Raw genomic sequence first — 26605 nt, forward strand, 5'->3', positions numbered from 1 at the left:
CGTCCTGAAACGGCCTGCAAATTACACCACTGGCAGCGCGTCCAGCATCCCGAAGTCGTGCGGTACGAACAGGCTGCCCTCGGTGGTGCCGCCGTCACTGAGGCCGGAGAGAATGACTTCCAGTTCGGGGGTACCGATCGCGGCGTTCAGGAAGGCGCGGTGGGCGCGGATCACCTCGCGCACCGTCTCAGGGGATTCGTGGACGAATTCCAGGCGCAGATTCCGCAGGCCCGCTGCCAGCCAGTCCTTCAGGTGAGGCGCGGCAATTTGCGGGCGGCCCTCAAACACGGTGTTGCGACAGCCCACATCCGCCATCACCGGGTGGGTGCGCCCACGCTCGTCACGCAGGGCCACACGGTGGGACTCGCAGGGGTGACCGCAGTTGGTGTAGTCCGTGCCGTCGCTCAGGAAACGGCAGAACACGCAGTGCTCAGTGTGGAAGACCGGCAGGTGACCGTAGGCGATGACCTCTAGCCGCTCCGGCCCCACCAGGCCGGCCAGTTCGGTGATCTGCTGCGCGTTCAGGTCGTGCGTGGGGGTCAGGCGGTCCAGGCCCAGGTTCAGCAGGGCGCGGGCCGTCAGCACATTGGCAGCATTCAGGGAGAAGTCCCCGGTCAGCTCAGTTTGACCTGCGTTCTGCAAGCCCTCCAGCAGGCCACCGCTCCGGACCAGAATCCCTGCTTCCAGCGACAGCAGGAATTTCTGCAAGTTCTGCTCGGTGGGCTTGAGGATGCGCGGACTCGCCACCCTCACGTCAATTCCAGTCGCCTTCACGCGCTCCACGCTGGGTTTTAGGCCGTACAGCTCCAGATAATCGAGGGTGATGGAATCCGGCGCTTCGGCCAGGGCAGCGTCGAGCTGTTCGGGGGTTCGCACCAGAACGTGAAGGCGCGGTTCACCCTGTACAGTGGGAGAGTCCGCAGCAACGACATCCAGCACACGCTCGATTCGCCGTGATGGAGTCTGCGCCCGGAGCGCCGTCAGTCCGTCGACCCCCTCCCGCCGCAGGCCGTTCAGGGCGCTGACTGGCAGGAAGCCCTCGCCACGCAAATCCACCTTCAGGTCTGAGAGGTGATAGCCGGTGCCGCCCAGCTTGCCCAGTTGCTCGCGCAGATTTGCCTCGTCCAGCGCGCGGTTGCGGGCGGGCGACAGCGGTTCGGGCAGGCGGGCGGTGAAGCTGCGGCCCGCCTCGTCGGTCAGGGTCAACTGGGGGGGCTGCCCGACGTGGCCCACGAACCGGGCGCTGACTGGCCGGGTGTAGACCGGATCGCTGGCCTCAATCAGTGGTTTGACGCGGGCGTTGAGGCCCGGATCGTGCGTGCGCCATACCGGATCACCCACGCGCACACGGGACCCGTCCACCGCGCCGCGCCCAAAGCGCAGTTCGTAGACGCCTCCGGCCCGGACGTCGCCCACCTGCTGGCCGTTGTGCCACAGGCCGTACAGGAACCCACCTTCCTCGCGGCCCTCGGGGGCACGCCAGTTGGCGGGATCGAAAACCAGGCCGTCGCCGGGCTTGAGCGGCTCCGAAAGCTCGGCCAGCACGCCGCGTTCAGTGACGCCGCGCACGGTGCCGACGCGTACGCCCCGGTGTCTGGGCGCCCGCCCGCGCACCACGGTCTGGTGGTTGGTTCCGGCCATAAAATGGGGGGCCAGTCCGCGCGAGTAGACCTGCTCCAGATCCTGCTCCTGCTGCGGCGTGATGCTCAGGGGCTGCCCCGCCCACGCCTCATCCACGGCCTGACGGTAGGCGGCGGTGGTCAGGGCCACGAATTCGGCGTCCTTGTAGCGGCCCTCGATCTTCAGGCAATTCACGCCGATCCGCACCAGTTCCGGCACCTGATGCAGCGCGTAGAGGTCACCCGGCGACAGCAGGTAACGGGCGTCGCCCAGGTCACGGTATTCACCGTCTACCAGCAGGTCATAGGGCAGACGGCACGCCTGGGCACACTGCCCCCGGTTGGCGCTACGGCCCCCCCAGGCCTCAGAGGAGAAACACTGCCCGGAGTAGCTGACGCACAGCGCCCCGTGGACGAAAGTTTCCAGCTCTATGTCGGTCTGCGCGGCAATGCGCTCGATGTCGCGCAGGCTCAGCTCGCGGCCCAGCACCACGCGGCTGGCCCCGAAGCGTCGGGCATGTTCGGCGCCCTCGGCACTGGTAATGCTCATCTGCGTGCTGCCGTGGATGGGCAGGTCCGGGCAGATCTGATGGGCGAGGCGGGCCACCCCATGATCCTGCACGATCAGGGCGTCCACCCCGGCCTCGGCCAGGGCCATCAACTGGCGCTCGGCGTCGCGCAGTTCACGGTCAAAGACCAGCACGTTAAAAGTCACGAAGCCCTGCACCCCGCGCGCGTGCAGGCCGCGCATAATCTCCGGCAGCGCTTCCATGTCGAAGCCTACCTTGGCCCGTGCGTGAAAGCCCGCGCCGTCCGCCCGTCCGGCTCCCCTGACCGGATTGACGCCGAAGAAGACCGCGTCGGCTCCGGCCTCCACCGCCGCTTTCAGCTGGGGAAAGCCTCCCACTGGACTCATCACTTCGGGCTTGATACGGGGGCGCAGCATAACAGGGCAGTGTAAGGGATGGGGCGGCAGGTCATATGGGCGGGGGGAACAAAGCGGGCTGCCCCACCCATTACTCAAGACACCTGGGCTGGTTGGAACCCGCCGGGCTGCGTCGTCCCTCAAAATGGGCCTGACTGAATTCGCCCCCTCTCCCCATTTCAAAGGAGTGCCACCATGTCCACCGACAAAGAGTCACAGACCAATCCGCAGACCACCGGACCGACCGACGCTGAGGTGCTGGACATCTTGCAATCAGCCTTCGAGGCAGCCCGGAATGGAGACGCCGAATTTCTAAAGACCTGGCTGGAGCGTGGTCTGCCACCCAATCTGCAAAACACGCGCGGCGACACGCTGCTGATGCTGGCGGCCTACCACAGTCATACGGAGGCCGTTCGCACGCTGCTGGACCACGGGGCCGATCCCGACATCCTGAACGATCAGGGGCAGACGCCGCTGATGGGCGCGGCCTTCCGGGGCGACACGGCCACTGCCGAATTGCTCGTCGAGCGCGGCGCCGGGCTGGACGTGGCCGCGCCCGGAGGCAGGACGGCACTGACGATGGCGGCGATGTTTAACCGCATCGAGATGCTGGACTGGCTGCTGGACCTGGGGGCCGATCCCAGCCTGCGCGACGCCAGCGGAGCCTCCGCCGCAGATGCCGCCCGCGTGATGGGTGCATCCGACGCGGCGTCGCGCCTGGACGCTTTGGCGTCGCGGCCTTCCGGCAGAGCAGAGGAGGGCGCGGAGTAGACCGCCGGGCCACCACGTTGACTAGTTTCCACGTTGAAATCTGGCCCGCGCGCCCGCTAGACTTGCCCGCATGTTCGCGGCTAATGACAACAACAGCGACAACGATCCCCGCTAGGGGACGCCTGAGCCGTTGCGCCCCCGACTTCCTCGCCGGAGTCGGGGGCTTTTTTTAGCCAACACTGTTCTAGATCGACATTCTTTTGATTCCACGTCGCGCCCGCCCCCACAGGAGACCCCATGACCACCGAAACCCAGCCCCCGCAATCGGCCCAGAGTCAGACCACGCAGAAACTCCCCCGCACCCTGACCCGTGACCTTGCCCAGCACGATGGCCAGACCGTGCGTCTTCAAGGCTTCGTCCACGCCCGGCGCGATCTGGGCGGCGTGCAGTTCGTGGTCCTGCGCGACGTCTCCGGCATCACCCAGTGCGTGGGCAGCGGCCTGACCCTCCCCCTGCCCGAGAGCAGCGTGGAGGTGTTGGGCAAGGTTAAGGCGCACCCCAAAGCGCCCGGCGGGTACGAGGTGCAGATTGAGGAGTTCCGTGTGGTCAGCGCAGCTGTGGAAGCGCCGCCCCTGGAAATTCCCAAGATGGAATGGAACGTCAACCCCGAGACCATGCTGGATTACCGTTACGTCTCGCTGCGCGGACTCCGTGAACGGGCCGCGCTGCGGGTGAACGGCGAGATCGTCTACAGCTTCCACACCTACCTGCGCTCCCAGGGCTTCACCGAGATCAGCACGCCCAAGATCGTCTCCGCGGGGGCGGAGGGCGGCGCAAACCTGTTCAAGCTCGACTATTTCGGCGAGCAAGCATACCTGGCCCAGAGTCCACAGCTGTACAAGCAGATCATGGTGGGCGTCTTCGAGCGCGTGTACGAGGTAGCTGCCGTCTACCGCGCCGAGGAACACGCCACCAGCCGTCACCTGAACGAGTTTCTGTCGCTGGACGTGGAAATGGGCTTCATCGAGGACGAGGATGACGTGATGACGCTCCAGAACAATCTGCTGGCGTCCATCATGGAACGGCTGCGCGAGACCTGCGCCGCCGAATTCACGCTGCTGGGCGCGACGATTCCCGATGTCCCGGCGCGCATCCCGAGGATCCCGCTGATGGAGGCCCGCGCGCTCGTCACCGAGAAGTACGGCCATCAGGTGGGCGGTAAGGATTTGGATCCGGAGGCCGAACGCCTGTTGAGTCAGCATTTCGCCGAAACCCAGGGCAGCGATTTCGTGTTCGTGACCAAGTATCCGCGCGCCGCCCGGCCCTTCTACACCCACGCCGACCACAATGCCGACGGCAGCCTGAATCCCGATCTCACGCGCGGTTACGATCTGCTGTTCCGGGGCATCGAGATCACCTCCGGTGGGCAGCGCATCCACGACTACGCCATGCTGATGGACTCGATCCGCGCCTACAAGATGGACCCCGACGCCATGACCGGCTACTCCGAGGTCTTCAAGTTCGGCATGCCTCCCCACGGCGGTTTTGCCATTGGGGCCGAGAGGTTGACGGCCAAGCTCCTGGGCATTGCCAATGTGCGTTATGCCCGCGCCTTCCCGCGCGACCGGAACCGGCTGACCCCCTGAGCTCTTCAGGGTGAGAGAACGAGAAGCACAGCTCTTTTGGGCTTCTCGTTCTCTCCGTTGTGGCACCCCCTGAACTGAGGCTAGTCCTCCCCAGACCGCCCGACAAAAAAAGTGGAGCAGAGCTGGGCCGCACAATGGCCAGTCTCTGCTCCGCTTCTCTGTAGGCTCAGTCTTTACTCGTGCTCGTGCATGTCCGGGGTGTGGGCGTGGCCGTGCTCCAGTTCCTCGGCAGTGGCGTCGCGGACGCCGACCACGTTCACGTCGAAGTTCAGAACCATGCCTGCCAGAGGGGGGTTGAAGTCCACCTTCACGGTGTCGCCGTTGACTTCCATCACGGTGAACGGAATAACGCTGCCGTCCTCGGCCTGGGCGTAGTACGTTTCGCCGATCTCAATGTCGTCTTCGAAGTCCTCGCGGGCCAGTTCTTCGGTGTTGTCCTCATCGCGCTCGCCGTAACCGTCTTCGGGCTGCACAGTGACCTGCATGGATTCGCCGGCCGACTTGCCTTCCAGCGCCTTTTCCAGCCCCGGGATGATGTTGCTGTGGCCGTGCAGATACGTCAGCGGCTCGCCGGGTTCACTCTGGTCCACGACCTCGCCGTTCACGGTCAGCTTGTAATCGAGGTCAACGACCTTGTCCTGGGTAATGTTCATAGGGCCTCCATGGCTCGCCCGGCGGCAGATGCCAGCATTTCGGGACGAGTTTTCTCGCCTGAGAAGTGTAACGCTTTGGGGTGAGAGCTGGGCCCCGTGCGGTGGCTGCGCAGTTTAGCTGTTCTGTACCCTGCGGTCCGCCTCGCGGCTGACCAGTCGTCCGGTTTCCTCGGTCAGCGTCCGCAGACCTGCCGCCAGATCGGGGCGCAGATTGCCCTCGCGGTAGCGCCAGGTCCAGTTCTGGTCCCCGGTGGTGCCGGGCAGGTTCATGCGGTCCTCGCTGCCCAGATTGAAGATGTCCTGCAGCGGCACCACGGCCAGCGCGGCGCGGCTCTCGAAGGCCAGGCGCATCAGCTGCGGCACGAAGGTGGTTTCGCTGGGATCAGAGGACGTGTAGACCCGGAAATTATGCTTCTCCTGCTCCTCGGCGTGGACCCACCAGCCGCGCGTGGTGTCGTTGTCGTGGGTCCCGGTGTAGACCACCTGGTTCTCGCGCAGATTGTGGGGCAGGAAATCGTTGACGGCAAAGTCACCCCCGCCGAAGGCGAACTGCAGTACCGCCATTCCCGGAAAGCTGAAGTCGTCGCGCAGTTTTTCCACGTCTGGGGTGATCACGCCCAGATCCTCGGCGATGATCGGCAGCACGCCCAAGGCGTCGCGCACGGCCTGGAACATCTCGTGGCCCAGGGCCGGGACCCAACGCCCATGCATGGCGGTCTCGGCGGGAAAGGGAATTTCCCAGGACGCCGCGAAACCCCGGAAGTGGTCGATACGGATCAGGTCAAAGAGCTTCATGCTGCCCTTGAACCGCTCGATCCACCACGAGAAGCCGTCCTTCTGCATGGCCTTCCAGTCGTACAGCGGATTGCCCCACAACTGCCCGGTTTCCGAGAAGTAGTCCGGCGGTACCCCGGCCACCACTGTCGGCTGACCCTGATCGTCAAAGTAGAACTGGTCGCGGTTGGCCCAGGCATCGCTGCTGTCCATCGCCACGAAGATGGGGATGTCGCCGATCACCTCGATACCACGCTCGCGGGCATAGGCGCGCAGGGCCTCCCACTGGCGGAAGAACAGAAATTGAATGAATTTGGTGCGCTCGATGGACACGTTCAGGTCGTTGCGGGCAGTCTCCAGGGCCTCAGGTTGACGGTCCCGCACCGCCGGTTGCCAGGCGTTCCAGGGGAGTCCGCCGTGCGCGGCCTTCAGGGCGGTGAACAGGGCGTAATCGTCCAGCCAGCTCGCCTCTTCCGTCTTGAATGCCTCGAATTCCGGCGTCAAGTGTTCGGCGCTGCCGCCCACGAACGAGATGTAGGCGCGCTCCAGCATCTGGTTGCGCCAGATGTACTGGAGACCGAAGTCCACCTTGATCTCGGAGAAGACCGGGGTGCCGGCGAAGTCCGTCTCGTGCAGCAGGCCCTCGTCGCGCAGGGTCGTCAGATCGATCAGGTAGGGGTTGCCCGCAAACGCGCTGAAAGCCTGATATGGGCTGTCGCCGTAGCCGGTCGGCCCCAGCGGCATGACCTGCCAGTATTTCTGCCCAGCGTCCGCGAGCCAGTCGATGAAGTTGCGGGCAGAGGTGCCCAGCTCGCCGATGCCGTAAGGGCCGGGCAGGCTGGTGGGGTGCAGCAGAACGCCGCTGGAACGGGCCAGTGTAGGGGGGGGCTGGGTCATAGGGGGGCCTCCTGGGAGGAGAGAAATGAAGGGTCTGGAAGTGATTCCAGGGTGGGCACTCCGGTATTGCCGAGGATAGTACACGGGCCGACTCTGAGAGCGCAGCCCTGAACGGAACGTCAAGGACCCAGCAGGAAACGCGTTCCATTCCCTCCGGGGAATGGAACGCGTGGCAGCGAAGGACAGGCTTACTTGGTCTTGATAATGCGGTCCTGCGCCCCAGCCGCCAGGTTGGGGTTGGCCTTCAGGTAGGCCACGAAGCTGTCCACGTCCACCAGGTTGGGCAGCTGCAACACATTGACGCCGTCCTTGAAGGCGAGGAACGAGTCGCCGCCGCCAGCCAGGAAGGAGTTCATGGTGACGCGGTAGGTCTTGGCGGGATCCAGGGCCTCACCGTTCAGCTTGATGCTGGCGGCGTCCACGCGGCTGCCCTTGGCGGCCGTGGAGTCGTAGCTGTAGGTAAAGCCCTTGCTGACCTGCAGAATCCGGCTGCTGCCCGCCTCGGGATTGTCGAACTGCTGCTCCAGCAGGGTCTTGATCTGCGCGCCGGTCAGGTCCATGACCACCAGGGTGTTGCCGAAGGGCTGCACGGTGTAAGCGTCGCCGAAGGTAGCGGTGTTGCCCGCTACGCTGGCGTTCAGGTCGGCCCGGATGCCGCCGGGGTTCATGAATGCGATGACGGCTCCCTTGTCCTGGGTGGCGGCCAGCTGCGAGTCGGCGATCACGTCGCCCAGCGCGCTCTCACCCGCCGCATTGGCCGTCCGGCTGATGCTGGCGGCGCCCAGCGTGCCCACCGGCGTCTGCTTCACGGCGTCGGTCAGTTCCCTGGCACGGGTCAGGATGGCGGTCATGGCCGGGTCCTTGGGCAGCGTGCGGGTATCAACCACCACATTGGCGGCCTGGACGGCCAGCAGCTTGTGGTTGGCCTTGTCCACGGTCAGGTCCAGGCGCTGCAGCAGGTGGCCGTAGAAATCGCCCTGAATGACCACGCGCCCGCCCACCAGGCAGTTGTAGCCCTGGTGGCTGTGCCCGCTGATCACGGCCTTGATGGATGGGTCGAGCTTGTTCACGATATCGACGATCGGGCCGGCCAGGGTGCCGCAGGCGGGCTGCGCGAAGCCGTCCTTGGCCGTGCCGCCCTGGTGGATCAGGACGATGATGGCGTCCACGTTCTGCCGCTTGAGTTCGGGAACGTACTTGTTGATTGAGCTGGCCTCGTCCAGGAAGTCCAGCGTCTTGATGCCGTCGGGGCTGACGATGCTGGGCGTGCCCTGTAGCACCGCGCCGATGAAGCCGATCTTGGCGCCGCCCACTTCCTGGATGGCGTAGGGCTTGAAGACCGGCTCACCGGAGGTCTTGTCCACGACGTTGGCCCCCAGCCACTGAAAGTCGGCGGCGGGATAGGGGTTCTGGAACTTGCAGGCCTTGGCCGTATCGTTGCTGTCACAGCCTCCGTTTTGCATGCGCAACAGTTCCTTCAGGCCCTGGTCGAACTCGTGGTTGCCCAGCGAGCTGAACTTCATGCCCAGCTTGCTCATCGCGATGGTGCTGGGTTCGTCGCGCAGCAGGCTGCTTGTAACCGGCGAGGCGCCGATCAGGTCGCCTGCCCCCACGAACACCAGGTTGGGGTTCTTGGCGCGTTCCTGCGCCAGGTAACCACCGATGGCCTCAATGCCGCCGGCCTGCAGGCGCACGGTCTTGGTCGGGTCCTTGGGATCGGGGATCATCACGCCGCTGAAGTTGGTCGCTTCAAGGTTGCCGTGAAAGTCGTTGAGGCCGACCACGGTGACCGCAACCGGGTCCGCAGGTTTGGACATCATGCTGCATGAAGACAGGGTCAGGGCCGCGCCGATCAGGAAGAGATTGCTTTTCATGGATGTCTATCATAAGCGCCTCTTGTCAGGGAGGAGCCATGCGTACGGGGAGCGGACTTCGCCTGTTGGCCCTGCTGTCAGAGGCGTCCGCTTTTGCTGGACCGCGCGGGCTGTTGGACCCAGCCTGTTTTCTTTTGTCGCACTTCTGGATAGAGGGGCGGCCACACGTCTGCAGACGTGATGACCGACGCCTGTCATCTGCGAACGAGAAACTTCCCTCTCCATAGAGATGGAAGCCTGGGGCGCTAGCATGAACTGACACCAGTTCTCATTGAACCTGATCAAGCCCTGCCGGAGAGAAGACGTCCCAGACTTGTCCAGAAAGCTGCCGCAGGATGTCCCAAGACGCTGATTTACCTTATTTGGCTGTCAGTGCCAAGCTGTCGAGAATCCCGCGCCCACTGTCCAGCAACTCCTGAGGGGTGCCGGTGGGGGTGACCAGCGTCGCGGTGAACAGGCGGTTGTTCTTGAGCGTGAAAACCTGGGTCCAGCGCACCTTGCCGCCGTCGCCGTCACCGGTATAGCTCCACAGGATGGCGTTCTGACCGCTCACCCGGATGGTCTTTTCCCCCAGCATCTTCACGTTTGGCACCAGCTCGGGAATCTTGCGGGCGTTCAGATCACGGATATCGGCCAGGGTGGCTTTCAGGTCAGCTGGAATGTCCTGCACCAGTACCGTCACAGTGGGGCGTAGCTGGCCCACGGTCTTGTTCACGAAGGCCACGTCTGCGCCGGGCACGTTCTTCAGCGGCGTCCAGCCTCCCGGCACCCTAATGCTGTAGCCCTGGTTGCTGGTTACGGTGATGGCCTCAATAACCCTCTCATCTGCAGGCGCGGTCGCTGGGACTGGTGAAGTGGCGGGTGCCGTCTGGGCCAGTGCGGAGGGCAGGAGAGGCAGGGCGAGCAGGGCGAGAGTGAGGGCAAAACGCGTCATGGGCGGAGGCTAGTGTCTGAAAGTGAGGCGAGTCTGACGAGGGGGCGCCGATGACGCGGCTGCACAGATGGCCGACGGCTTTTTTCTGAATCACACCTAAACGAGTTTGTAGGAAAAGCGCACCCTCACCTGACCTAGGGTCCATATAACTGGAAGCATGAAAAAATTGTTGACCGCTGCCGCCCTGACTGTCAGTCTCGCCTCCTGCAGCATGTTTGGGCTGCCGCCTGGTGGTGTAACGAGCTACACCCTGCCGGGCACTGCCGTGTTCCCTGAAGGGATCGCCCACTTGAACGGAAGCAAGAATTTCTACGTGGGCAGCACCACCGACGGCACGATCTTCAGGGGCACCCTGGGGCAGAAGAACACCGAGGTCTTCTTTCCAGCCGTCGCCGAGCGCCCCACCGCTGTAGGGATGAAAGTGGACGCGCAGAACCGACTCTACGTCGCAGGTGGTGGCAGCGGCAAGGTCTTCGTTTACGACACCGTCGCCAAGACCCTGCTCAAGACCCTGACCACGCCTACCACCAGCGCCACCTTCCTCAACGACATCACACTCACTCCGGACGCCGCTTACATCACCGATTCGCAGCGTCCCATCCTGTTCCGCGTCAGCCGCAGCGACTCCAGTCTGGGCGAAATCGAGAGCTGGCTGGACTTCACCGGAACCGCGCTGCAGTACCAGACGGGCTTCAACCTGAACGGCATCGCTTCCACCCCCGACGGCAAGTACCTGATCGTGGTGCAGAGCAATACGGGCAAGCTGTTCCGCATCACTGTGGCCGACAAGTCTGTGGCGGAGATCAGCCTCACTGGCGGCGCTACCGTCAAGAACGGTGACGGCATTCTTCTGGACGGTCAGACGCTGTACGTGGTCCGCAACCAGGACGTGATTATCGTGCCCATCACGATGTCCGCCGACTTCAGCGCGGGCACGCTGGGCACGCCGTTCAGCGACGACAGCTTGCGCTACCCCACCACCATCGCGCAGGAGGGCAAGCGCCTGCTGGTGGTCAATGCCCAGTTCAACAAGCGCGGTGAGGGTCTGACACCGGAACTGCCGTTCACGGTGTCGGACATCGCCATCAAGTAAACGTTCTCGACAGCTGGCAGGGGAGGGGGCCGCAGACCGGCTCCCTCCTTCTTAGTGAGTGGAAACCGTGGGTAGACGCGACACGTTCGCCATCCGTCCCCCCTCCAGGTGCAGGTGGTGGGTCAGGCCGTCCGGTGCGTCATTGTTGCGGTGCGCGATCACCATCAGGTGTGTGCCGCCGCGCACCAGAGCAGGCAGCCGCGCCAGGAAGTGGGCACGGCTCCCGGCGTCCACGAAATCCAGCCCCTCGTCCAGAATAAGGAGCGTGGGGGCGTGGGCGACGGCGCGGGCCAGCAGCAGCCGCCGCAGTTGTCCCTGCGACAGCGTCTCGGCGTGCCGGGGCAGCAGATCAAGCAGGTCAAGCTGCGCGGCGAGTTCGCGCACCTGTTCCCGCTCGTCCGCGCTCAATTCCGGGACAAAGCCCTCAGTGCCGTGCCACGCGCTGGCGATGATGTCCTGTCCCGTCCAGTCGCGCCGCTGCCGGATGCCCAACTCGGCCCCGACGAGACCCACGGTGCGGCGGCGCTCGGTCAGCAGATCGCGCCGCAGATACGGACGCTGGACGCTGCCGCCCAGCGCGGGATGCAACTCCCCGGCAATCAAACGGGCCAGCGTGCTCTTGCCGCTGCCATTCTCACCAGTGACCAGCCAGTGCTGCCCGGCCTCCCACGTCCAGCTCAGCGGCCCCAGGGCGCGCTGCCCGTTGCGCCAGACCTCCACTTCGTTCAAGCGGACCAGGTCCCCCGTGCCCGGCGCGATGGGCAGGTGCAGGGCGGGGAAGAGTGGGGGAGAGGTCGCCTGCTCCTCGCGCACCTGCCCTCCTTCCACCCGCACGGTGCGCCACGGCAACTCTGGTGCTTCCTCGGGCCGGTGGGTGGCGAGGACGATGGCGAGGCCGGAGGCGTGAACGTCCTCCAGCACGCGGCCCAGGTCACGACGTGCGCCCACGCTTAACCCATCGGTAAATTCATCCAGCAGCAGCGCCTCGGGGCGGGGCATCAGGGCACGGGCCAGCACCACGCGCCGCCGTTGCCCGTGACTGAGGGTACGGAAATCTCTGTCTAACAGAGGCTCCAGACTGGTCAGTGCCACGACTTCGGCCAGCCTCGCCCCGGCTTCCGGTGTCGCTTCCCACAGCTTCAGGGTGTCGCCCTCGAAGGCGGCGAGCAGCACGTCCCGCACGCTCTGTGCCCAGTCGCGGGTCAGGTAGAAGGCCTCCGCATCCGGCCCCACCACCGACAGGCTCCGCCGCGCCCGCACTGCCGAAGTCTGACGCATGCCGTTCAGGACGTAGCTGCGCTGGCCACTCACGGGTGAAACCTCACCAGCCAGCAGCCGCAGCAGCGTGGTCTTACCGCCACCATTGGGGCCGAACAGCCGTAGCGCCTCACCCTGTTTCAGGCACAGATTCACACCTTCTAGCAGCGTCCGGCCCCCCGCCCTCACGGTCACGTCCCTTAATTCCACCAGCGTCATTGCCGCCGAGTCTAGCCCCTGCTGGCGCGGGAACCTTGCGCCGCGCGGCCGCGTAATGGGGTCAGGAGGAACTTCATGGGCCCACTTATCGTTATCGTCGTCCTCGTTCTACTGGTGCTGATCACCTTGCTGGCTGGGGTCAAGAGCGTTCCGCAAGGATACGAATGGACGCAGGAACGCTTTGGCAAGTACCAGCGCAGCCTGCGTCCTGGCCTGAACCTGATTATCCCGTACATCGACAAGATCGGGCGGCGCGTGAACATGATGGAACAGGTGCTGGACGTCCCCAGCCAGGAGGTCATCACCCGTGACAACGCCCTGATCACGGTGGACGGCGTGGTGTTCTATCAGGTGCTGGATTCGGCCAAGGCCAGCTACGAGGTCCGCAATCTGGAGCAGGCCACCCTGAACCTGACCATGACCAACATCCGCACGGTGATGGGCAGTATGGATCTCGACGAATTGCTGAGCAACCGCGATTCCATCAATGCGCGGCTGCTGGCGGTGGTCGACGAGGCCACTGAGCCGTGGGGGGTCAAGGTTACGCGCATTGAGGTCAAGGATATCAAGCCGCCCGCCGATCTGGTGGCGAGCATGGGCCGTCAGATGAAGGCTGAGCGTGAAAAGCGTGCCAACATTCTGGACGCCGAGGGCTTCCGTCAGGCCGCCATCCTTAAGGCCGAGGGTGAGAAGCAGGCCGAGATTCTAAACGCCGAGGGCCGCCGTCAGGCTGCCTTCCTGACCGCCGAGGCCCGTGAGCGCGAGGCTGCCGCCGAGGCCGAGGCCACCCGACTGGTCAGTGAAGCCATCGCCAGTGGCAACGCGCAGGCCATCAACTACTTCATCGCGCAGCGCTACGTGGACGCGCTGAAGGACGTCGCAACGGCACCCAACCAGAAGACCCTGATCCTGCCCATCGAGGCCACCAGCATCCTGGGCAGCCTGCAAGGCATCGCGGAGGTGGCGAAAGAAGCCTTCGGCGGGAGCAAGAGGTAGGTATGTCAGACCTGTTGCCGTCTCTGGACCGCATCCTGCCCGGCCACTGGTGGGTGCTGGGCGCGGTGCTGCTGATGCTGGAGGTGGCCGCGCCAGGGGTTTTCTTCGTGTGGCTGGCCCTGGCCTCCTTCGCGCTGGGCCTGGTCGTGTTTGTGCTGCCACTGGCGGTGCCCTTCCAACTGGCCCTATTCGCCATCCTGAGCATCGTCGCCGTGTTTCTGGGCAAGCGCTACGTGGGCAAACTGGCCCTGGGCGGCCAGGAAGGCGATCGCCTGAACACCGGGGCGCACCGTCTGGTGGGCCGCACGGTGGTGGTCACCGCCGCCATCCACAACGGCTCGGGCCGCGTCCGTGTGGGCGACAGCGAATGGCGGGCCACCGGCCCGGATACCCCGGTGGGCGCGCAGGTGCTGATCGTCAGTGCCGAAGGCACCACGCTGGCCGTGCGCGAGATCAGCGGGACATGGGTGTAGGACCGTGCATCCCGGCCTATCCAACCAGCTGAGACCACAAAAAAACCCCTCCAGAAATAGGAGGGGTCTTTCGTTACCGTCTGGTTTCAGCGTTTGCTGAACTGAGGTGCGCGGCGAGCCTTCTTGAGGCCGTACTTCTTGCGCTCGACTTCGCGGGAATCGCGGGTCAGCAGACCGAAGGGCTTCATCTGGGCGCGGAAGTCAGGGTTGACCTTCAGCAGCGCGCGGGCAATGCCCAGCTTGATGGCGTCGGCCTGACCGCTGGGGCCGCCACCGGTCACGGTGATCAGGGCGTCATAGCGGCCCGCCGTGCCCGTTTCGCGAAAGGCTTGCAGGGCGTGAACGGCGCGCAACAGGCCACGGAAGTAGCTCTGGAACTCCTTGCCGTTGACCATGATCTTGCCTTCGCCGGGGCGTAGGAACACACGCGCCACGGCGGTTTTGCGACGGCCCGTGCCGTAGAACTGTTCGGGTTGCTGAATCGCCATGATTATTTGACCTCGTTGGTTTTGGTGCGGGCGGTGTTGGTGATTTCCAGCTTTTGGGGGTTCTGCGCGACGTGCGGGTGACGCTCGCCAGCGTAGACCTTCAGGCGGTTGTGCATGGAACGGCCCTGACGACCCTTGGGCAGCATGCCGAAGACCGCGTGCTCAATGACCCGGTCGGGGTGCTTGGCCAGACCCTGGCGGGCAGTTTCGGTCTTCAGGCCGCCCTGGTAGCCGGTGTAACGGGTGTAGACCTTGCCGTCCAATTTGCCACCGGTCAGGACGACCTTCGAGGCGTTGACCACGATCACGAAGTCGCCCTGAATCATGTTGGGGGTGAAGTCGGGGCGGTGCTTGCCGCGGATGCGGCTCGCCACTACGGTGGCCAGGCGGCCCAGCGGGATGTCGGTGGCGTCCACCACGATCCAGTTCTGCTCGTCGTTTTTAGGAACAAAGGTTTTCACGGTGCTACTCCGTACAGAGAATGTGGGATTTGGCGGCGACACGCCCCGGCCTCATGGGGGAAGGTTCGTGCGTGTCCGGGTGCCTGCCCGGCTATCTGCGCCCTACCAAGCGCAAGACACTAAAGGTCAGGCTATCAGATTTCGGCTGGCCTGGGCAAGAGGACTGTGTGGGGCACCAGATTGGAAGTTCCCGTCTATGGGGCTAGAACTGCGGGGTGTGATGTGTGGGCGGCACGATGCTGCCGTGCATGTCCAGCGCGTAGCGGTCCGTCATGCCGGCCAGATAGTCGCAGACCACGCGGGTCAGCTGTTCTGATTCGGTGCGTTCCCGGAACTGCGGCGGCAACATGCTGGGCCGCCCCACGAAGGCGTGAAACAGCGTGGTCAGCACCCGACTGGCCTGCTCCACCTGCATCTCCACGCGCCAGTGGCGGTACAGGTTGTCTCTCAGAAAAACGCCCGTCTCTTGCAGCAGGCCGCGCAGGTATGGGCTGTAGGTGATCAGTCGCGCTGGCAGTGCCTGCACGGCAGCGGCACTGTCCACGCCACTGTCAGTGATGGCCACGTCGCTGGCTGCCGTCAGATCGGAGATCAACCAGCCCAGCAACTCGCGGTGCATGGCCCGCCGCTGTCCCTCGGAGAGGACCGGGCCCGTGATGCCGACCCGGCCTGCGAGTTCGGACCACAGCGGCAACTCCAGCAACTGCGGATGCGTCAGCAGCCCGCTCCGCAAACCGTCGTCCAGATCGTGGGCGGTGTATGCCAGGGCGTCGGCGGCGTCCACCAGCTGGGCCTCGAGACTGGGTGGGCCCAGTCCGGCCCGGCTATGCTTGTTCAGTCCGTCCAGCGTGTCCAGCGTCAGGTTCAACCCCCGATAGTGGGGCTTGGGCTGTTCCAGCACCGACACGATGCGCCGGGCCTGGGTGTTGTGGTCAAAGCCGCCCTGGCCGATCATCAGCGCGTTTAGCACGCGTTCCCCCGCATGGCCGAAGGGGGGGTGGCCCAGATCGTGCGCCAGGGCCACCGTCTCGGCCAGGGTCTCGTTAAGGCCCAGGTTCAGGGCCACCGAGCGGGCCACCTGCTGCACCTCCAGCGTGTGCGTCAGACGGGTGCGGTAGTGGTCCCCGCTGGCATTCAAGAAGACCTGCGTCTTGGCCTCCAGACGGCGAAAAGCAGTGGTGTGCAGCACCCGATCCCGGTCCTTCTGAAAGGCGGTGCGGGTGGCACTCTCAGCCTCGGCGTATTCGCGCCCACGCGCATTGCGGCTCAGGGTCGCGTACGGCGCGAGCGTCTGCGCCTCGCGGGCCTCCAAGTCGGCGCGGCTGAGCATGGGGGCAGTGTAGGGCAGGGTGAGGGCTGCAAAAGTCTTCCTTCACGGACCATCAAGTTCAGGGCCTGCGGTGCCCTCCCCGCGCCGCACTCCCACCGTTCCACCCCTAAAATGCCCGCATGAAGCCCGCCGTCCATCAACCGGCCCCCGAGTTCACGCGCCGCAGTGACGACGGGCGCACCGTCAGCCTGTCGGCCCTGCGTGGGCAATGGGTGGTGTTGTACTTCTACCCGCGCGCCAGTTCGGTGGGCTGTTCCATTGAGGCCCGGCGCTTCGAGGCCGCCCTGCCTGAATTCGAGCGCCTGAACGCGGCAGTCGTCGGCGTCAGTACCGACACAGAGGCCCACCAGGCCCACTTCCGCGACACCTGCGGCCTGACTCACCCCCTGATTCCCGACGGCGACAGGGAACTGTGCCGGGCGTATGGCGTTATCGGCGGCCTGGGCAGCCTGCTGGGCGTGGCGTCCCGCGCCACCTTCCTGATTGATCCGCAGGGCTTGCTGGTCTTTGAGCACCGCAGTGGGAATCCGGCCAGCCACGCCTCGGTCATGCTGCGCGAACTGGAACGGCGGGCCGGCACCGTGCGGGAGGGTTAGAGGTGGCCGCTCTCACGCCCGCCGATCTGCGCGCGGCGGCGTTCCGGACCCTGACCCCACAGCCCTCGCTTCAGGCGGCGCTGAACGAGATGGGCTTCCTGCAGGCCGATCCCATTCGCGCGCCGGCGCGTGCCCAGGACCTGACGCTGCTGGCCCGCGTGCGTGGTTATCAGGCGGGCGAACTGGAACGCCGTTACGCCGAACTGGATGTCGAGGAAGACATGATTCCCAATTACGGCTTCGTGCCGCGTGCCGTTCAGGCGCTGCTGCACCCGCGGGAGGTTCCGCCGGGCCGGGTGGAACTGGAACATCCCGATTTGCTGGGCGAGGTCCGCGCCCAGTTAAACGCGAACGCGGAACTGCATCCCCGCGAGCTGGCGGCAAGGTTGGGCCAGGGCCGCACCGTCAACGCCTGGGGCGGTCAGTCCAGTGCCACCACCCGCATTCTGGGTGCGCTGCACTACCGGGGCGAGGCCCGCGTGACGCGCCGGGTGGGCGGCGTGCGCGTGTATGGCCCCGCGCCGCATCTCGCTGCATGGCGCGCCGCGCCTTTGCCCCAGGAGGAACGCCTGCGCCGCACCGTCCACCTGCTCGCTGCCCTGTACGGCCCGCTGCCGGAGGCCAGTCTGCGCTATCTGGTCTCCCTGTCCGGTTTCGGCCTGCCGCACCTGCGCGGCGAGTTGAAGGCGGCGTTCAGGGTGGCTCTCCGGGAGGAGCTGGCGGGCGCGAGGGTGGACGGGGTGCCGTACGTCTGGGCGGCGGACCGGTCTCCTGCCGATTCACCGGCCCCGCGCGGCGTGCGGATCGTGGGGCCATTTGACCCACTGGTATGGGACCGTCGCCGCTTTGAACACCTGCACGGCTGGCCCTACCGCTTCGAGGCGTACACGCCCGCCCCCAGGCGAACGATGGGCTATTACGCCCTGCCAGTCTTCCAGGCTGGGCGAGCGGTCGGCTGGGCCAATCTGAAGGTGAATGGGGGAGAACTGGAGGCCGAATTTGGATTCGTTCCCGGCCTGCGGCACACCGCCGCCCTGAATAAGGGGTTGGAGGCCGAGCTGGAGCGCTACCGTGCGTTTCTCGGCGCGACCTGACGCCTGGGCATGAGTGAAGTGTGTAAAGCACTCATGGCGCTATGATTGGAGCGATATGAGTGACGGCGAAAGAAAGTATTTTGGCACCGATGGTGTGCGGGCTGTGGCGGGCGAATTTCCCCTGACCCCCGCCTGGGTGATGAATCTGGGCGCGGCGGCGGGCGAGGTGCTGATGCGCCGCTCGCTGGCAAAGCCGGGTGGCACGGGCAAGGTCAGTGTGGTGATCGGCAAGGACACCCGTCAGAGCGGCGACATGCTGGAAGCTGCGCTGGCCGCCGGATTGACCGCACGCGGCGTGAACGTGATCCACGTCGGCGTGCTGCCTACCCCTGGCGTCAGCTACCTCACGCGGCAGCTGGGGGCGGACGCGGGCGTGGTGATCAGCGCCTCGCACAATCCCTACCAGGACAACGGCATCAAGTTCTTCGGCCCAGATGGACAGAAGCTGAGTGACCTCACCGAGCACGAGATCGAGGCGGCCATTGACGACGTACCGAATCTGGCTCCCGTGACCGGCGTGGACCTGGGCGGGGTGACCAACTCCACCGAGGCGGAGCGGGTCTACATCCAGTACCTGACCTCGCACGCGCCGGACCTGAGCGGCCTGAAAATTGCCCTGGACTGTGCCAACGGCGCAGCTTACCGGGTGGCCCCCAAGGTGTTCCAGGCGGCGGGGGCCGATGTGTTCGCGGTGTACACCACCCCCGACGGGCGAAACATCAACCGGGGCTGCGGCAGCACCCACATGGATCATCTGCAGACCATCGTCCGAAACGGCGACTACGACCTGGGCGTGGCCTTTGACGGCGACGCGGACCGGGCGCTGTTCGTGGACTCGCGCGGCAACGTGGTCCACGGCGACCACATGCTGCTGCTGAACGCCCGCGCCCGTCCGGCGGCGGCGGTGGTGGCCACGATCATGACCAACATGGCGCTGGAAGTGAAATTGCAGGAAGCCGGGATTCCGCTGGAGCGTACCGCCGTGGGAGACCGCTATGTCCACGAACGGCTGCATTCCAAGGGGTTGCAGCTGGGCGGCGAACAGAGCGGGCACGTCCTGTTCCTGGATGTCTCGCCCACCGGGGACGGCGTGCTGACCGCGCTGCTCACGCTGGCGAGCATGAAGCAGATGGACACCACGCTGGATGTGCTGTTCGACGAATTGACCATGTACCCGCAAACCCTGGTCAACGTGCGGGTGGCCGACAAGAAGGCGATTGCCCGTGACGAGGCGGTGCAGGTGGCGGTTTCCAAGGCAGAGGCCCAGCTGGCCGGGCGGGGCCGCGTCAACCTGCGTCCCAGCGGCACCGAGAATCTGATCCGCGTGATGGTGGAGGGTCAGGACGCTGCCGAGATCCACGAGATTGCCCGCGTGCTGGCCGCCGTCGTCGAGGAACGTGGCCTGGGGGGCGTGGCGGCGGGCCACTAATCCCCCCGATTCCTGACCGTTTTCGTCAGTTCCGCCGCGCATGGCTCTCATTGACTCTCGGCACAATGGCGGCAGGAGGTACCCCCATGAACAAGACCCAGATGACAAAGGCACTGGTGGCCGCCCTGCTGGCCGCCCCTGCCCTGGCCGGGAGTGCGGGCGCGCAGAACTCGCCCCTCAAGGTCACCGCTTCCACCCTGCTGGTAACCGAGGTCAAGGCTGACGGCAAGACAGTCGAGAAGCTGACCGACACGGCCAACCGGGGGGTGTCGCCAGGCGACCTGCTGCAGTTGCAGCAGCGCGTCGAGAACACGGGCAGGGGGGCTGTCAGGCAGCTCAAGCTGAACATGGCGGTGCCGGCGGCCACGACCTTCCTGGGGCAGCAGTGCGATGTCCAGGGCGTGACCGCGTTGTTCAGCATTGACGGCAGGACCTACGCCGCCGAACCGCTCAAGAAGTTCGTGACCGTGACCGAGAACGGTCAGGACGTGAAGAAGGAAGTGACTGTCAACCCCAGCGAGTACACCAATGTCCGCTGGCAGCTGCCCGAGCTCAAGGGCGGCGGCGTGGTCACCTGCTTTATCCGGGCCACCGTCAAGTAAGGACTCCAGGCAGGTTGGGTCCTTCAAATTGAAAAGGGGAGGCGCGGCTGGGATGCCCGCCTCCCCTGACCCGTTGCGGGCTTACGCCACCGGGGCCACCTTATCCGTGTAGATCGCGCGGCTGTCCTCATTCCTGCCTTTGAGCAGCGGCATGACCAGTTCCCCGAAACGGCGGGCCTCTTCCAGATGCGGATAGCCGCTGAAGATGAAGCTGCTGAAGCCCATGTCCTCGTACCTGCGAATCTTGTCGGCCACCTGCTGTGGGTCACCGATCAGCGCCACGCCCACGCCGCTGCGGGCCATGCCCACGCCAGCCCACAGCCCCGGCTCCACCATCAGGTCAGCGTCCAGCCCCTTCATCATCTCGATCTGGCGCTGCTGGCCAACACCGTCCACGTGGGCGTGGCTGGCGACGAAGGCGGCGCGCACTTCCGGGTCCACGCGGCTGATCAGTCGCTCGGCCGCCTCCCTGGCCTCGGCCTCGGTTTCGCGGACGATGACGTGGGTTCGCAGGCCGTAACGCAAGTTGCGCCCGGTCTTCTCGGCCAGGGCCTGCATCTGGGCCATGCGTTCCCGGATCATGTCCTCGCGCTCGCCCCACATCAGGTAGACGTCGGCCAGCTCGGCGGCGATCTGCTGGGCCACTGGGGATGCGCCGCCGAAGTAGATCGGGATGGGCTGGACGGGTGCGGGATCGAGCACCGCATTGTCAAAGGCGTAGATGTCGGATTTGAAGGACTGTGGCGGCGGCTGCGTCCACAACTGGCGCAGGATCTGGATGAACTCGCGCGTGCGCTCATAGCGTTTAGCGTGGTCCTCGAAGTCGCCATACATGGCGTTTTCGGCGGGACTGCTGCCAGTCACAATGTTTAACCTTACTCGCCCCGGAAACAGGTTTTGCAGGGTGGCGAGCATCTTGGCGTACATGGCGGGCTGGAACATGCCGGGCCGCACGGCGATCAGCAGCGCGGGATCGGTCGGTGCGGTTTTGGCCAGCGCCGCCACCGCCGCCGTGTAGTTCTCGTGCTCACTATGGTAGTTGGTGGCGGTCAGCAGCGCATCGAAACCGGCCTCGCCCGCCGTGCTAATGAGACTTTGGAGATACGGCAGCGTGGGCTGACGCGGCATCTTGTTCTTCGTGCCGATGAACTCACCGTCGCGAGACAGTTGCAGGAACCACAGGAATTCGGACTGGGAAGGCTGGGTCATGGGGCGGGCTCCTTGAGAGGCCAAGCAGAGAAACGTCGGGTCATTGGTGCAGATGCGGAAGAGACTAGGACAGTTTTACCCGTCCGGCCCACCTCCCTTCAAAGAGGCGATAAGGGTGGCTGAACTGCCTTTCCAGTCACGCTTCCAATTTCTTCTTGAGGGGAACTGACCGTGAAGCCCGGTCAAGCCTTCACCCCACCCGCTGTCAGTCCGGCCACGAAGCGGCGCTGGAAGATAGCGATCAGCGCCACGACCGGAATGGTGGCGATGACCACGGCGGCGGCGATCAGCGGCCACGGAAAGGCGAATTCGCCCTGATACAGCGTGACGCCCACGCTGACGGTTCGCATGTCCAGCTTGGTGTTAAAGCTCAAGGCCAGCAGGAATTCGTTCCAGGAGTTGACGAAGATCAGCAGCGCCGCCGTGACCACGCCAGGGGCCGACAGGGGCAGCACCACGCGCCACAGCGCGCCCACGCGGGAGGTGCCGTCGATCATGGCCGCTGCTTCCAGATCACGTGGAATGGCGCTGAAAAAGGCCACCAGCGTCAGAATTGCCACCGGCAGACTCAGGGCGGCGTAGGGCAGGATCAGCGCGGGGTAACTGTTGAGCAGATCCAGCCCCCGGAACAGGCGGAAGAGTGGCACCAGCAGGCTGACCACCGGGAACATCGAGAAGGCCACCACGGCGGTCAGCAGGGCGCTGCGGCCCCACACTTGCAGGCGGGCCAGCGCATAGGCCGCCGGCACCGCCACCGCGATGCACAGCAGCGTGCTCAGCAGGCTGACGGTCATGGAGTTGAAGAAGAAACGGGCGAAGGGCTGCTCGCTGAACACGCGGGCGTAATTGGCGGCGTCCAGCGCGCCCGGCAGGTACTGCACCGGGAACTTCTGCAACTCGGCCTCGGTCTTGAGGCTGGTCAGGATCATCCAGACCAGCGGAAAGAAACCGCCGATGATCAGCGCGGTCAGGCCAGCCCAGCGCACCGCCTTGTCCCCCGCGCTCAGGCGTTCGGGGGCCGCCGTCTCACCGCTCATGTGCTGGCCCCGTCCCGGACAAAGCGCACGTAAATGGCCGTCACGGCCAGACTCACGGCGAACAGCGCCACACTCAGGGTGGCGGCGTAACCGAAGTCCAGAAACTCGATGCTGGTGCGGTAGATGTAGACTCCCAGCGTTTCCAGCAGACCCTGGGCCGGGGCCTGCTGAATAAAGGTATAGGGGATGTCGAAGACCTGCACGGCGCTGATGGAGCGGAAGATGAACGCCACCGCCAGACTGGGGGCCAGCAGCGGCAGGATGATGCGGAAGAAGGACTGGACGCGGGTTGCTCCGTCCACCTCTGCCGCCTCGGTAAGTTCGCGTGGGATGCCCTGCAGGCCGCCCAGCACGATCAACGCCACAAAGGAACTGGTCTTCCAGACAATCGTGACCACCATCGCCACCACCGCCAGCCCTGGGGTGCTGAGCCACAGCAGCGGTGCCTGGACGATGTGCAGCCGTACCAGGATGTCATTGAACACGCCGTACTGCGCGTTGAACAGCCACGCGAAGATCAGACCGGTCATCACGGGCGGCATGGCCCACGGCAGCAGCAGGGCCACCCGCGCGATGCCCCGCACCCGGCTGGGATTGTGGGCGGCCAGCGCCATTGGAATGCCCACCAGGAACGAACCGCCCACCGTCAGCACGGCAAAGAACAGCGTGTTTCGCAGTGAGGTGCCGAACCGTGGGTCGCCGAACATCTGCACATAGTTCTTGAGGCCCACGAAGGGCTGCCCATTGAACGGCTCGGTCAGCTTGTTAAAGAAAAAGGAGTCCCGGATGGTGGTCAGCATGGGGAAAAGCAGCACGCCGCACAGCAGCAGCGCGGCGGGCATCAGCAGCCAGAAGGCCAGCCAGCCCTCGCTGGTATCGCCCTTGCTGCGTCCCTTACGCCTGGGCACCGGAACGGCGATGTTCTTCTGGGTCATCAGACCTCCTTGCAGGAGTGGCGGCGAGAGAACTGAACGTCGTGTGGGGCTGTCCGCCTCTTAAAAAGGGGAGCCCCCACTCCAGGTCGAAGGGAACGCCAGATGTGGGGGACGGGGACGACGAGGGCCTATTTGAGCAGTGGGGCCAGATCGCGCTGCATGTCGCTCAGGGCGGCGTCCACGGTCTTGCTGCCCGCCACGGCGGCGGACACGTTGTTGCGAATGATCTCGCTGACCTTGGGGTAGTTGGGCGTGACCGGGCGCGGGCGGGCCTTGAGGATCACCGGGTAGAGCGCCTTGAAGTGTGGATTGGCCGCCAGCACTGCCTTGTCGCTGTACAGGCTCTTGCGGACGGGCAGATACGCGCCCTTGACGGCCATCTCGCGCTGGACGTTCACGCTGGACATGAACTGTAGCAGCTTGACGGCTTCCTTCTTGTGGTTGCCGTAGGCGTTGACGCCCCACTCCCAGCCGCCGGTGCAGGTGGCGGTGGGGTTCTTGCCGAAGGATGGCAGGGCGGCCACGCCCACGTTGCCCTTGACCTGGGTGGGCTGCGGGCTGTTGCCCTGGAAGTGCGCCCAGGCGTAGCTCCAGTTCAGGCCCAGCGCGACGTCACCGGCCTGGAACTGCAGACGCGAGTCGTCGGTCTTGATCTCGGCGCTGGCGGCGGGGGACAGCTTGGACTTGACCGAATTGACCAGGAAGTTCAGGCCCTGCTTGCCCGCCGCGCTGTTCACGTTGCTGGCGTCGCCGCCGCCGGTCCAGAGGGTTTCCAGGAAGTTGCAGACCGTACCCTCGATGGGCGCGCCCTGGAAGTTGAAGCCCTGCATCTTGCCGCCCTCGCCCTTCTGGATTTTCGCGGCGGTGGCAGACAGTTCGTCCCAGGTCTTGGGCACGGGCAACTTGTACTTGGCGAGCAGGTCCTTGCGGTAGTACAGGAACTGCGCGTCGGTGAAGGCGGGCATGGCGTACAGCTTGCCGTTGTAGGTGGCCGCGCTGACCGGGCCGGGCAGGAAGCTGCCCAGGTAACTGTTGACCCCGGTGATGTAGCTGTTGAGCGGTTCGGCCCATCCGGCGGCGGCGAAGGTGGCGGTGCGTACCACGTCGATCAGAAAGATGTCCAGGGTGTCGTCCCGGGCGGCCAGCACGGTGGTCAGATACTGGTTCTGTGCCTCGCTGGTGGCCCCGCCGGTCTCGATCTTGACCTTGATGTCGGGGTTGGCGGCCTCAAAGCGGTCGAACAGCGGTTGAAAGATTTCCGGGCGCTGCTGGGTGCCCATGAACACGTTCAGGGTGGTGACAGCGCTGGCACTGGCCGAGAGAGCGGCAGCGACGGTCACGGCGGCGGATAGAACGATGCGGGTACGCATAGGTGGAACCTCCAGGGGCGTCGGGAGGACGCCAGCTCAGTTAACAGTTTATTTAAAGTACCACGTTTTCAGGTGGGGTGGATGGAGCGCAAATGCCGTCACCATGCACAACTGAATCGATCAAGACCCCGTATGGTATGGCGCCGTTTTATTGTCTCTAGACTGAAGGCCATGACTCCCACGACAGAAGCCCCGGCCATGCCCCGCTGGCGCACCGATGACCTGTACGCCAGTCTGAGTGATCCCAGGCTGGACCAGGACCTAGAGGGCCTGCGTGCTGGGATTGCGGCTCTTGAAACGCTGTTTGACAAGATGGAGGTCCGCGAGGACGGCCCCGCCGCCACTCCGGGAACTTTGAAGAGCGTGTTGGACGACATGAACGTCCTGAGCGATACCCTTGGCCCGATTGGCGCTTACCTGAATGCTTTTTTTACCACCGATAGTCGCGATGAGCTGGCGCAGAGTCGTGTGGCCGCCTTCACCACCCTGACGCTGCCGCTGGGACCGCTGCGCTCGCGCCTGACCGCGTGGCTGGGCGGCCTGAGCGACGCGCAACTTTCTGATCTGCTGGCCGCCTCCGAGACGGCGCGGGAGCATGAACACTTCCTGCGCCGCGCCGTTCAGCTGGCCCGCCACCAGATGTCGCCTTTGGAGGAAGATCTGGCCGCCCGTCTGCGGCCCAGCGGGGCGGGGGGCTGGTCCAAACTCCAGGGCAACATCAGCAGTCAGCTGAAGGGCGAGTTCCGGGGTGAGCGCCTCCCGGTGACGGCCCTACGTGCCCTGGCGAGTGAGGCGGACGAGGACGTGCGCCGCGAGGCTTTCGAGGCCGAGATTGCCGCCTGGAAGTCCTCGGAGGTGGTTTTTGCCGCCGCCTTGAACGGCGTCAAGGGCGAGGAAGGCACGCTGGCGCGGCGGCGCGGTTTCACGGACGCCGTGGCCCCCAGCCTGCTGACCTCCGGCATTGACCGTCAGACGCTGGACGCCATGCAGGGCGCGGTGGTGCGCTCGTTCCCCGACTTCCGGCGCTACTTCGCGGCCAAGGCGCGGGCGCTGGGCAAGGACAAGCTGGACTGGTGGGACATCCTGGCCCCGCTGGGCCACAGTGAGACCGAGTGGACCTACGGGGCGGGAGCCGAGTTCGTCGAGCGGCAGTTCCGGGGTTACTCCGAACAGCTGGGCGACTTCGCCGCTGAGGCCTTTGAAGGCGACTGGGTGGACGCTGGCCCGCGCGAGGGCAAGCGCAGTGGGGCGTTCTGCATGCGCTGGACGCGCGGCAAGAGCCGCATTTTAATGAACCACGCCCCCAGCCTCGATAGCGTGTCTACGCTGGCACACGAACTGGGCCACGGTTATCACAATGCCCGCCTGGCCGACGCCCACCCGTTGCAACGCGAGACGCCCATGACCCTGGCCGAGACCGCCTCGATCTTTTGCGAGACGGTGGTGCAGAATGCCGCGCTGGCCGAGGCGACAGGGGCCGAACGCCTGTACGTGCTGGAGACCAGCCTGATGGGTCACGCGCAGGTGGTGGTGGATATCCACAGCCGCTTCCTGTTCGAGCGGGCCGTCTTCCAGAGGCGCGAGCAGGGTGACCTCAACCCGCAGGAGCTCAACGACCTGATGACCTGGGCGCAGCGTGAGACCTATGGCGACGCGCTGAACACGCTGCATCCGTACATGTGGGCGGTCAAGCCGCACTACTACAGCCTGGCCTTCTACAACTACCCTTACACTTTCGGGCTGCTGTTTGGCCTGGGCCTGTACGCGCAGTACGTGACGGCGCGCGAGGCGGGCACCGAGGCAGCCTTCCAGAGCCGTTACGACGAGTTGCTGGCCTCTACCGGGCGCGAGAGTCCCCTGACCCTGGCCGCCCGCTTCGGCATCGACCTGCACGCCCCGGACTTTTGGGAGGGCAGTCTGGACGTGATCCGGCGGCAGATCGATGCCTACATTGAAACGGTGGACCGTGGCGCTTAGAGGGT

23 protein-coding genes are annotated in these 26605 nt (G+C 65.1%); 10 read left to right on the forward strand and 13 right to left on the reverse strand.

Features of this window, described 5'->3' with window-relative positions; all coding sequences use genetic code 11:
* Nucleotides 1–21 precede the first annotated feature (21 nt).
* Nucleotides 22–2565 carry a U32 family peptidase gene (locus tag HNQ08_RS05150; RefSeq protein WP_184128035.1) on the reverse strand — a complete coding sequence of 848 codons (2544 nt, stop codon included), beginning with the start codon at nt 2563–2565 and terminating at the stop codon, nt 22–24.
* A 174-nt stretch (nt 2566–2739) separates the two neighbouring features.
* On the opposite strand from HNQ08_RS05150, the gene HNQ08_RS05155 reads away from it, so the two are divergent.
* Nucleotides 2740–3315 carry an ankyrin repeat domain-containing protein gene (locus HNQ08_RS05155; RefSeq protein ID WP_184128037.1) on the forward strand — a complete coding sequence of 192 codons (576 nt, stop codon included), beginning with the start codon at nt 2740–2742 and terminating at the stop codon, nt 3313–3315.
* A gap of 237 nt (nt 3316–3552) precedes the next feature.
* Nucleotides 3553–4902, forward strand: a complete 1350-nt coding sequence (gene aspS, locus HNQ08_RS05160) for an aspartate--tRNA(Asn) ligase (protein ID WP_184128039.1) — start codon at nt 3553–3555, stop codon at nt 4900–4902.
* Between the two features lie 173 nt (nt 4903–5075).
* Here the strand turns inward: aspS and HNQ08_RS05165 are convergent, their stop codons facing one another.
* From HNQ08_RS05165 to HNQ08_RS05180, 4 genes are all read right to left on the reverse strand, one after another.
* A complete protein-coding gene (locus HNQ08_RS05165) occupies nt 5076–5555 on the reverse strand; it encodes an FKBP-type peptidyl-prolyl cis-trans isomerase (RefSeq protein ID WP_184128041.1) in 480 nt (159 codons plus the stop codon).
* A 114-nt stretch (nt 5556–5669) separates the two neighbouring features.
* Nucleotides 5670–7226 (reverse strand): 4-alpha-glucanotransferase, encoded by a 1557-nt coding sequence (gene malQ, locus HNQ08_RS05170; RefSeq protein WP_184128043.1) that lies wholly within the window; start codon nt 7224–7226, stop codon nt 5670–5672.
* 188 nt (nt 7227–7414) lie between these two features.
* Entirely contained in the window at nt 7415–9100 is a 1686-nt protein-coding gene (locus tag HNQ08_RS05175; RefSeq protein WP_184128045.1) for a bifunctional metallophosphatase/5'-nucleotidase, read from the reverse strand.
* 358 nt (nt 9101–9458) lie between these two features.
* Nucleotides 9459–10034, reverse strand: a complete 576-nt coding sequence (locus HNQ08_RS05180) for a hypothetical protein (protein ID WP_184128047.1) — start codon at nt 10032–10034, stop codon at nt 9459–9461.
* 157 nt (nt 10035–10191) lie between these two features.
* Between HNQ08_RS05180 and HNQ08_RS05185 the strand changes: the two genes are divergently transcribed.
* Nucleotides 10192–11127, forward strand: coding sequence for an SMP-30/gluconolactonase/LRE family protein (locus HNQ08_RS05185; protein ID WP_184128049.1), 936 nt, complete (start codon nt 10192–10194; stop codon nt 11125–11127).
* Nucleotides 11128–11178: 51 nt separating this feature from the next.
* On the opposite strand, the gene HNQ08_RS05190 is transcribed toward HNQ08_RS05185, so the two are convergent.
* Nucleotides 11179–12603 (reverse strand): ATP-binding cassette domain-containing protein, encoded by a 1425-nt coding sequence (locus HNQ08_RS05190; protein ID WP_184128051.1) that lies wholly within the window; start codon nt 12601–12603, stop codon nt 11179–11181.
* Between the two features lie 75 nt (nt 12604–12678).
* Between HNQ08_RS05190 and HNQ08_RS05195 the strand changes: the two genes are divergently transcribed.
* Together HNQ08_RS05195 and HNQ08_RS05200 are read left to right on the forward strand one after the other, a co-directional pair.
* Nucleotides 12679–13599: an SPFH domain-containing protein gene (locus HNQ08_RS05195; protein ID WP_184128053.1), complete on the forward strand. Its 921-nt coding sequence runs from the start codon at nt 12679–12681 to the stop codon at nt 13597–13599.
* Between the two features lie 2 nt (nt 13600–13601).
* Nucleotides 13602–14072, forward strand: coding sequence for an NfeD family protein (locus tag HNQ08_RS05200; RefSeq protein ID WP_184128055.1), 471 nt, complete (start codon nt 13602–13604; stop codon nt 14070–14072).
* An 86-nt stretch (nt 14073–14158) separates the two neighbouring features.
* Here HNQ08_RS05200 and rpsI read toward each other — a convergent pair whose 3' ends face one another.
* The 3 genes from rpsI to HNQ08_RS05215 all read right to left on the reverse strand — a co-directional run bounded on the left by rpsI (nt 14159) and on the right by HNQ08_RS05215 (nt 16351).
* The gene (gene rpsI, locus HNQ08_RS05205; protein WP_184128057.1) at nt 14159–14560 is read right to left on the reverse strand and encodes a 30S ribosomal protein S9; all 402 of its coding nucleotides are present in this window, start codon (nt 14558–14560) and stop codon (nt 14159–14161) included.
* Nucleotides 14561–14562: 2 nt separating this feature from the next.
* Nucleotides 14563–15021, reverse strand: a complete 459-nt coding sequence (gene rplM, locus HNQ08_RS05210) for a 50S ribosomal protein L13 (protein WP_184128059.1) — start codon at nt 15019–15021, stop codon at nt 14563–14565.
* 202 nt (nt 15022–15223) lie between these two features.
* Entirely contained in the window at nt 15224–16351 is a 1128-nt protein-coding gene (locus tag HNQ08_RS05215) for a deoxyguanosinetriphosphate triphosphohydrolase (RefSeq protein WP_184128061.1), read from the reverse strand.
* Between the two features lie 119 nt (nt 16352–16470).
* Here HNQ08_RS05215 and HNQ08_RS05220 point away from each other — a divergent pair, with 119 nt between their 5' ends.
* The 4 genes from HNQ08_RS05220 to HNQ08_RS05235 all read left to right on the forward strand — a co-directional run bounded on the left by HNQ08_RS05220 (nt 16471) and on the right by HNQ08_RS05235 (nt 20072).
* Entirely contained in the window at nt 16471–16947 is a 477-nt protein-coding gene (locus HNQ08_RS05220) for a peroxiredoxin (protein ID WP_184128063.1), read from the forward strand.
* Nucleotides 16948–16949: 2 nt separating this feature from the next.
* Nucleotides 16950–18041, forward strand: coding sequence for a DNA glycosylase AlkZ-like family protein (locus tag HNQ08_RS05225; RefSeq protein WP_229789706.1), 1092 nt, complete (start codon nt 16950–16952; stop codon nt 18039–18041).
* 55 nt (nt 18042–18096) lie between these two features.
* On the forward strand, nt 18097–19470 hold the full coding sequence (glmM, locus tag HNQ08_RS05230) for a phosphoglucosamine mutase (protein ID WP_184128066.1): 1374 nt from the start codon (nt 18097–18099) through the stop codon (nt 19468–19470).
* A gap of 86 nt (nt 19471–19556) precedes the next feature.
* The gene (locus HNQ08_RS05235; protein ID WP_184128068.1) at nt 19557–20072 is read left to right on the forward strand and encodes a hypothetical protein; all 516 of its coding nucleotides are present in this window, start codon (nt 19557–19559) and stop codon (nt 20070–20072) included.
* Between the two features lie 81 nt (nt 20073–20153).
* Here the strand turns inward: HNQ08_RS05235 and HNQ08_RS05240 are convergent, their stop codons facing one another.
* From HNQ08_RS05240 to HNQ08_RS05255, 4 genes are all read right to left on the reverse strand, one after another.
* Entirely contained in the window at nt 20154–21281 is a 1128-nt protein-coding gene (locus HNQ08_RS05240; protein ID WP_184128070.1) for an LLM class flavin-dependent oxidoreductase, read from the reverse strand.
* A gap of 182 nt (nt 21282–21463) precedes the next feature.
* On the reverse strand, nt 21464–22318 hold the full coding sequence (locus HNQ08_RS05245; RefSeq protein WP_184128072.1) for a carbohydrate ABC transporter permease: 855 nt from the start codon (nt 22316–22318) through the stop codon (nt 21464–21466).
* On the reverse strand, nt 22315–23253 hold the full coding sequence (locus HNQ08_RS05250) for a carbohydrate ABC transporter permease (protein WP_184128074.1): 939 nt from the start codon (nt 23251–23253) through the stop codon (nt 22315–22317). Before HNQ08_RS05250 ends, HNQ08_RS05245 begins: the two co-directional genes overlap by 4 nt.
* A 128-nt stretch (nt 23254–23381) precedes the next feature.
* Nucleotides 23382–24623: an ABC transporter substrate-binding protein gene (locus tag HNQ08_RS05255; RefSeq protein WP_184128076.1), complete on the reverse strand. Its 1242-nt coding sequence runs from the start codon at nt 24621–24623 to the stop codon at nt 23382–23384.
* A 171-nt stretch (nt 24624–24794) separates the two neighbouring features.
* Between HNQ08_RS05255 and HNQ08_RS05260 the strand changes: the two genes are divergently transcribed.
* Nucleotides 24795–26600 (forward strand): M3 family oligoendopeptidase, encoded by a 1806-nt coding sequence (locus HNQ08_RS05260; protein WP_184128078.1) that lies wholly within the window; start codon nt 24795–24797, stop codon nt 26598–26600.
* Nucleotides 26601–26605: the final 5 nt, after the last annotated feature.

It is taken from the genome of Deinococcus humi (genome assembly GCF_014201875.1).
Lineage (GTDB): Bacteria > Deinococcota > Deinococci > Deinococcales > Deinococcaceae > Deinococcus > Deinococcus humi.

What these genes read in the sequence shown, in the direction of transcription:
- HNQ08_RS05150 (WP_184128035.1), bottom strand. Translation starts at nt 2,565, where the DNA reads ATGCTGCGCCCCCGTATCAAGCCCGAAGTGATGAGTCCAGTGGGAGGC.
- HNQ08_RS05155 (WP_184128037.1), top strand. Translation starts at nt 2,740, where the DNA reads ATGTCCACCGACAAAGAGTCACAGACCAATCCGCAGACCACCGGACCG.
- aspS (WP_184128039.1), top strand. Translation starts at nt 3,553, where the DNA reads ATGACCACCGAAACCCAGCCCCCGCAATCGGCCCAGAGTCAGACCACG.
- HNQ08_RS05165 (WP_184128041.1), bottom strand. Translation starts at nt 5,555, where the DNA reads ATGAACATTACCCAGGACAAGGTCGTTGACCTCGATTACAAGCTGACC.
- malQ (WP_184128043.1), bottom strand. Translation starts at nt 7,226, where the DNA reads ATGACCCAGCCCCCCCCTACACTGGCCCGTTCCAGCGGCGTTCTGCTG.
- HNQ08_RS05175 (WP_184128045.1), bottom strand. Translation starts at nt 9,100, where the DNA reads ATGAAAAGCAATCTCTTCCTGATCGGCGCGGCCCTGACCCTGTCTTCA.
- HNQ08_RS05180 (WP_184128047.1), bottom strand. Translation starts at nt 10,034, where the DNA reads ATGACGCGTTTTGCCCTCACTCTCGCCCTGCTCGCCCTGCCTCTCCTG.
- HNQ08_RS05185 (WP_184128049.1), top strand. Translation starts at nt 10,192, where the DNA reads ATGAAAAAATTGTTGACCGCTGCCGCCCTGACTGTCAGTCTCGCCTCC.
- HNQ08_RS05190 (WP_184128051.1), bottom strand. Translation starts at nt 12,603, where the DNA reads ATGACGCTGGTGGAATTAAGGGACGTGACCGTGAGGGCGGGGGGCCGG.
- HNQ08_RS05195 (WP_184128053.1), top strand. Translation starts at nt 12,679, where the DNA reads ATGGGCCCACTTATCGTTATCGTCGTCCTCGTTCTACTGGTGCTGATC.
- HNQ08_RS05200 (WP_184128055.1), top strand. Translation starts at nt 13,602, where the DNA reads ATGTCAGACCTGTTGCCGTCTCTGGACCGCATCCTGCCCGGCCACTGG.
- rpsI (WP_184128057.1), bottom strand. Translation starts at nt 14,560, where the DNA reads ATGGCGATTCAGCAACCCGAACAGTTCTACGGCACGGGCCGTCGCAAA.
- HNQ08_RS05215 (WP_184128061.1), bottom strand. Translation starts at nt 16,351, where the DNA reads ATGCTCAGCCGCGCCGACTTGGAGGCCCGCGAGGCGCAGACGCTCGCG.
- HNQ08_RS05220 (WP_184128063.1), top strand. Translation starts at nt 16,471, where the DNA reads ATGAAGCCCGCCGTCCATCAACCGGCCCCCGAGTTCACGCGCCGCAGT.
- glmM (WP_184128066.1), top strand. Translation starts at nt 18,097, where the DNA reads ATGAGTGACGGCGAAAGAAAGTATTTTGGCACCGATGGTGTGCGGGCT.
- HNQ08_RS05235 (WP_184128068.1), top strand. Translation starts at nt 19,557, where the DNA reads ATGAACAAGACCCAGATGACAAAGGCACTGGTGGCCGCCCTGCTGGCC.
- HNQ08_RS05240 (WP_184128070.1), bottom strand. Translation starts at nt 21,281, where the DNA reads ATGACCCAGCCTTCCCAGTCCGAATTCCTGTGGTTCCTGCAACTGTCT.
- HNQ08_RS05245 (WP_184128072.1), bottom strand. Translation starts at nt 22,318, where the DNA reads ATGAGCGGTGAGACGGCGGCCCCCGAACGCCTGAGCGCGGGGGACAAG.
- HNQ08_RS05250 (WP_184128074.1), bottom strand. Translation starts at nt 23,253, where the DNA reads ATGACCCAGAAGAACATCGCCGTTCCGGTGCCCAGGCGTAAGGGACGC.
- HNQ08_RS05255 (WP_184128076.1), bottom strand. Translation starts at nt 24,623, where the DNA reads ATGCGTACCCGCATCGTTCTATCCGCCGCCGTGACCGTCGCTGCCGCT.
- HNQ08_RS05260 (WP_184128078.1), top strand. Translation starts at nt 24,795, where the DNA reads ATGACTCCCACGACAGAAGCCCCGGCCATGCCCCGCTGGCGCACCGAT.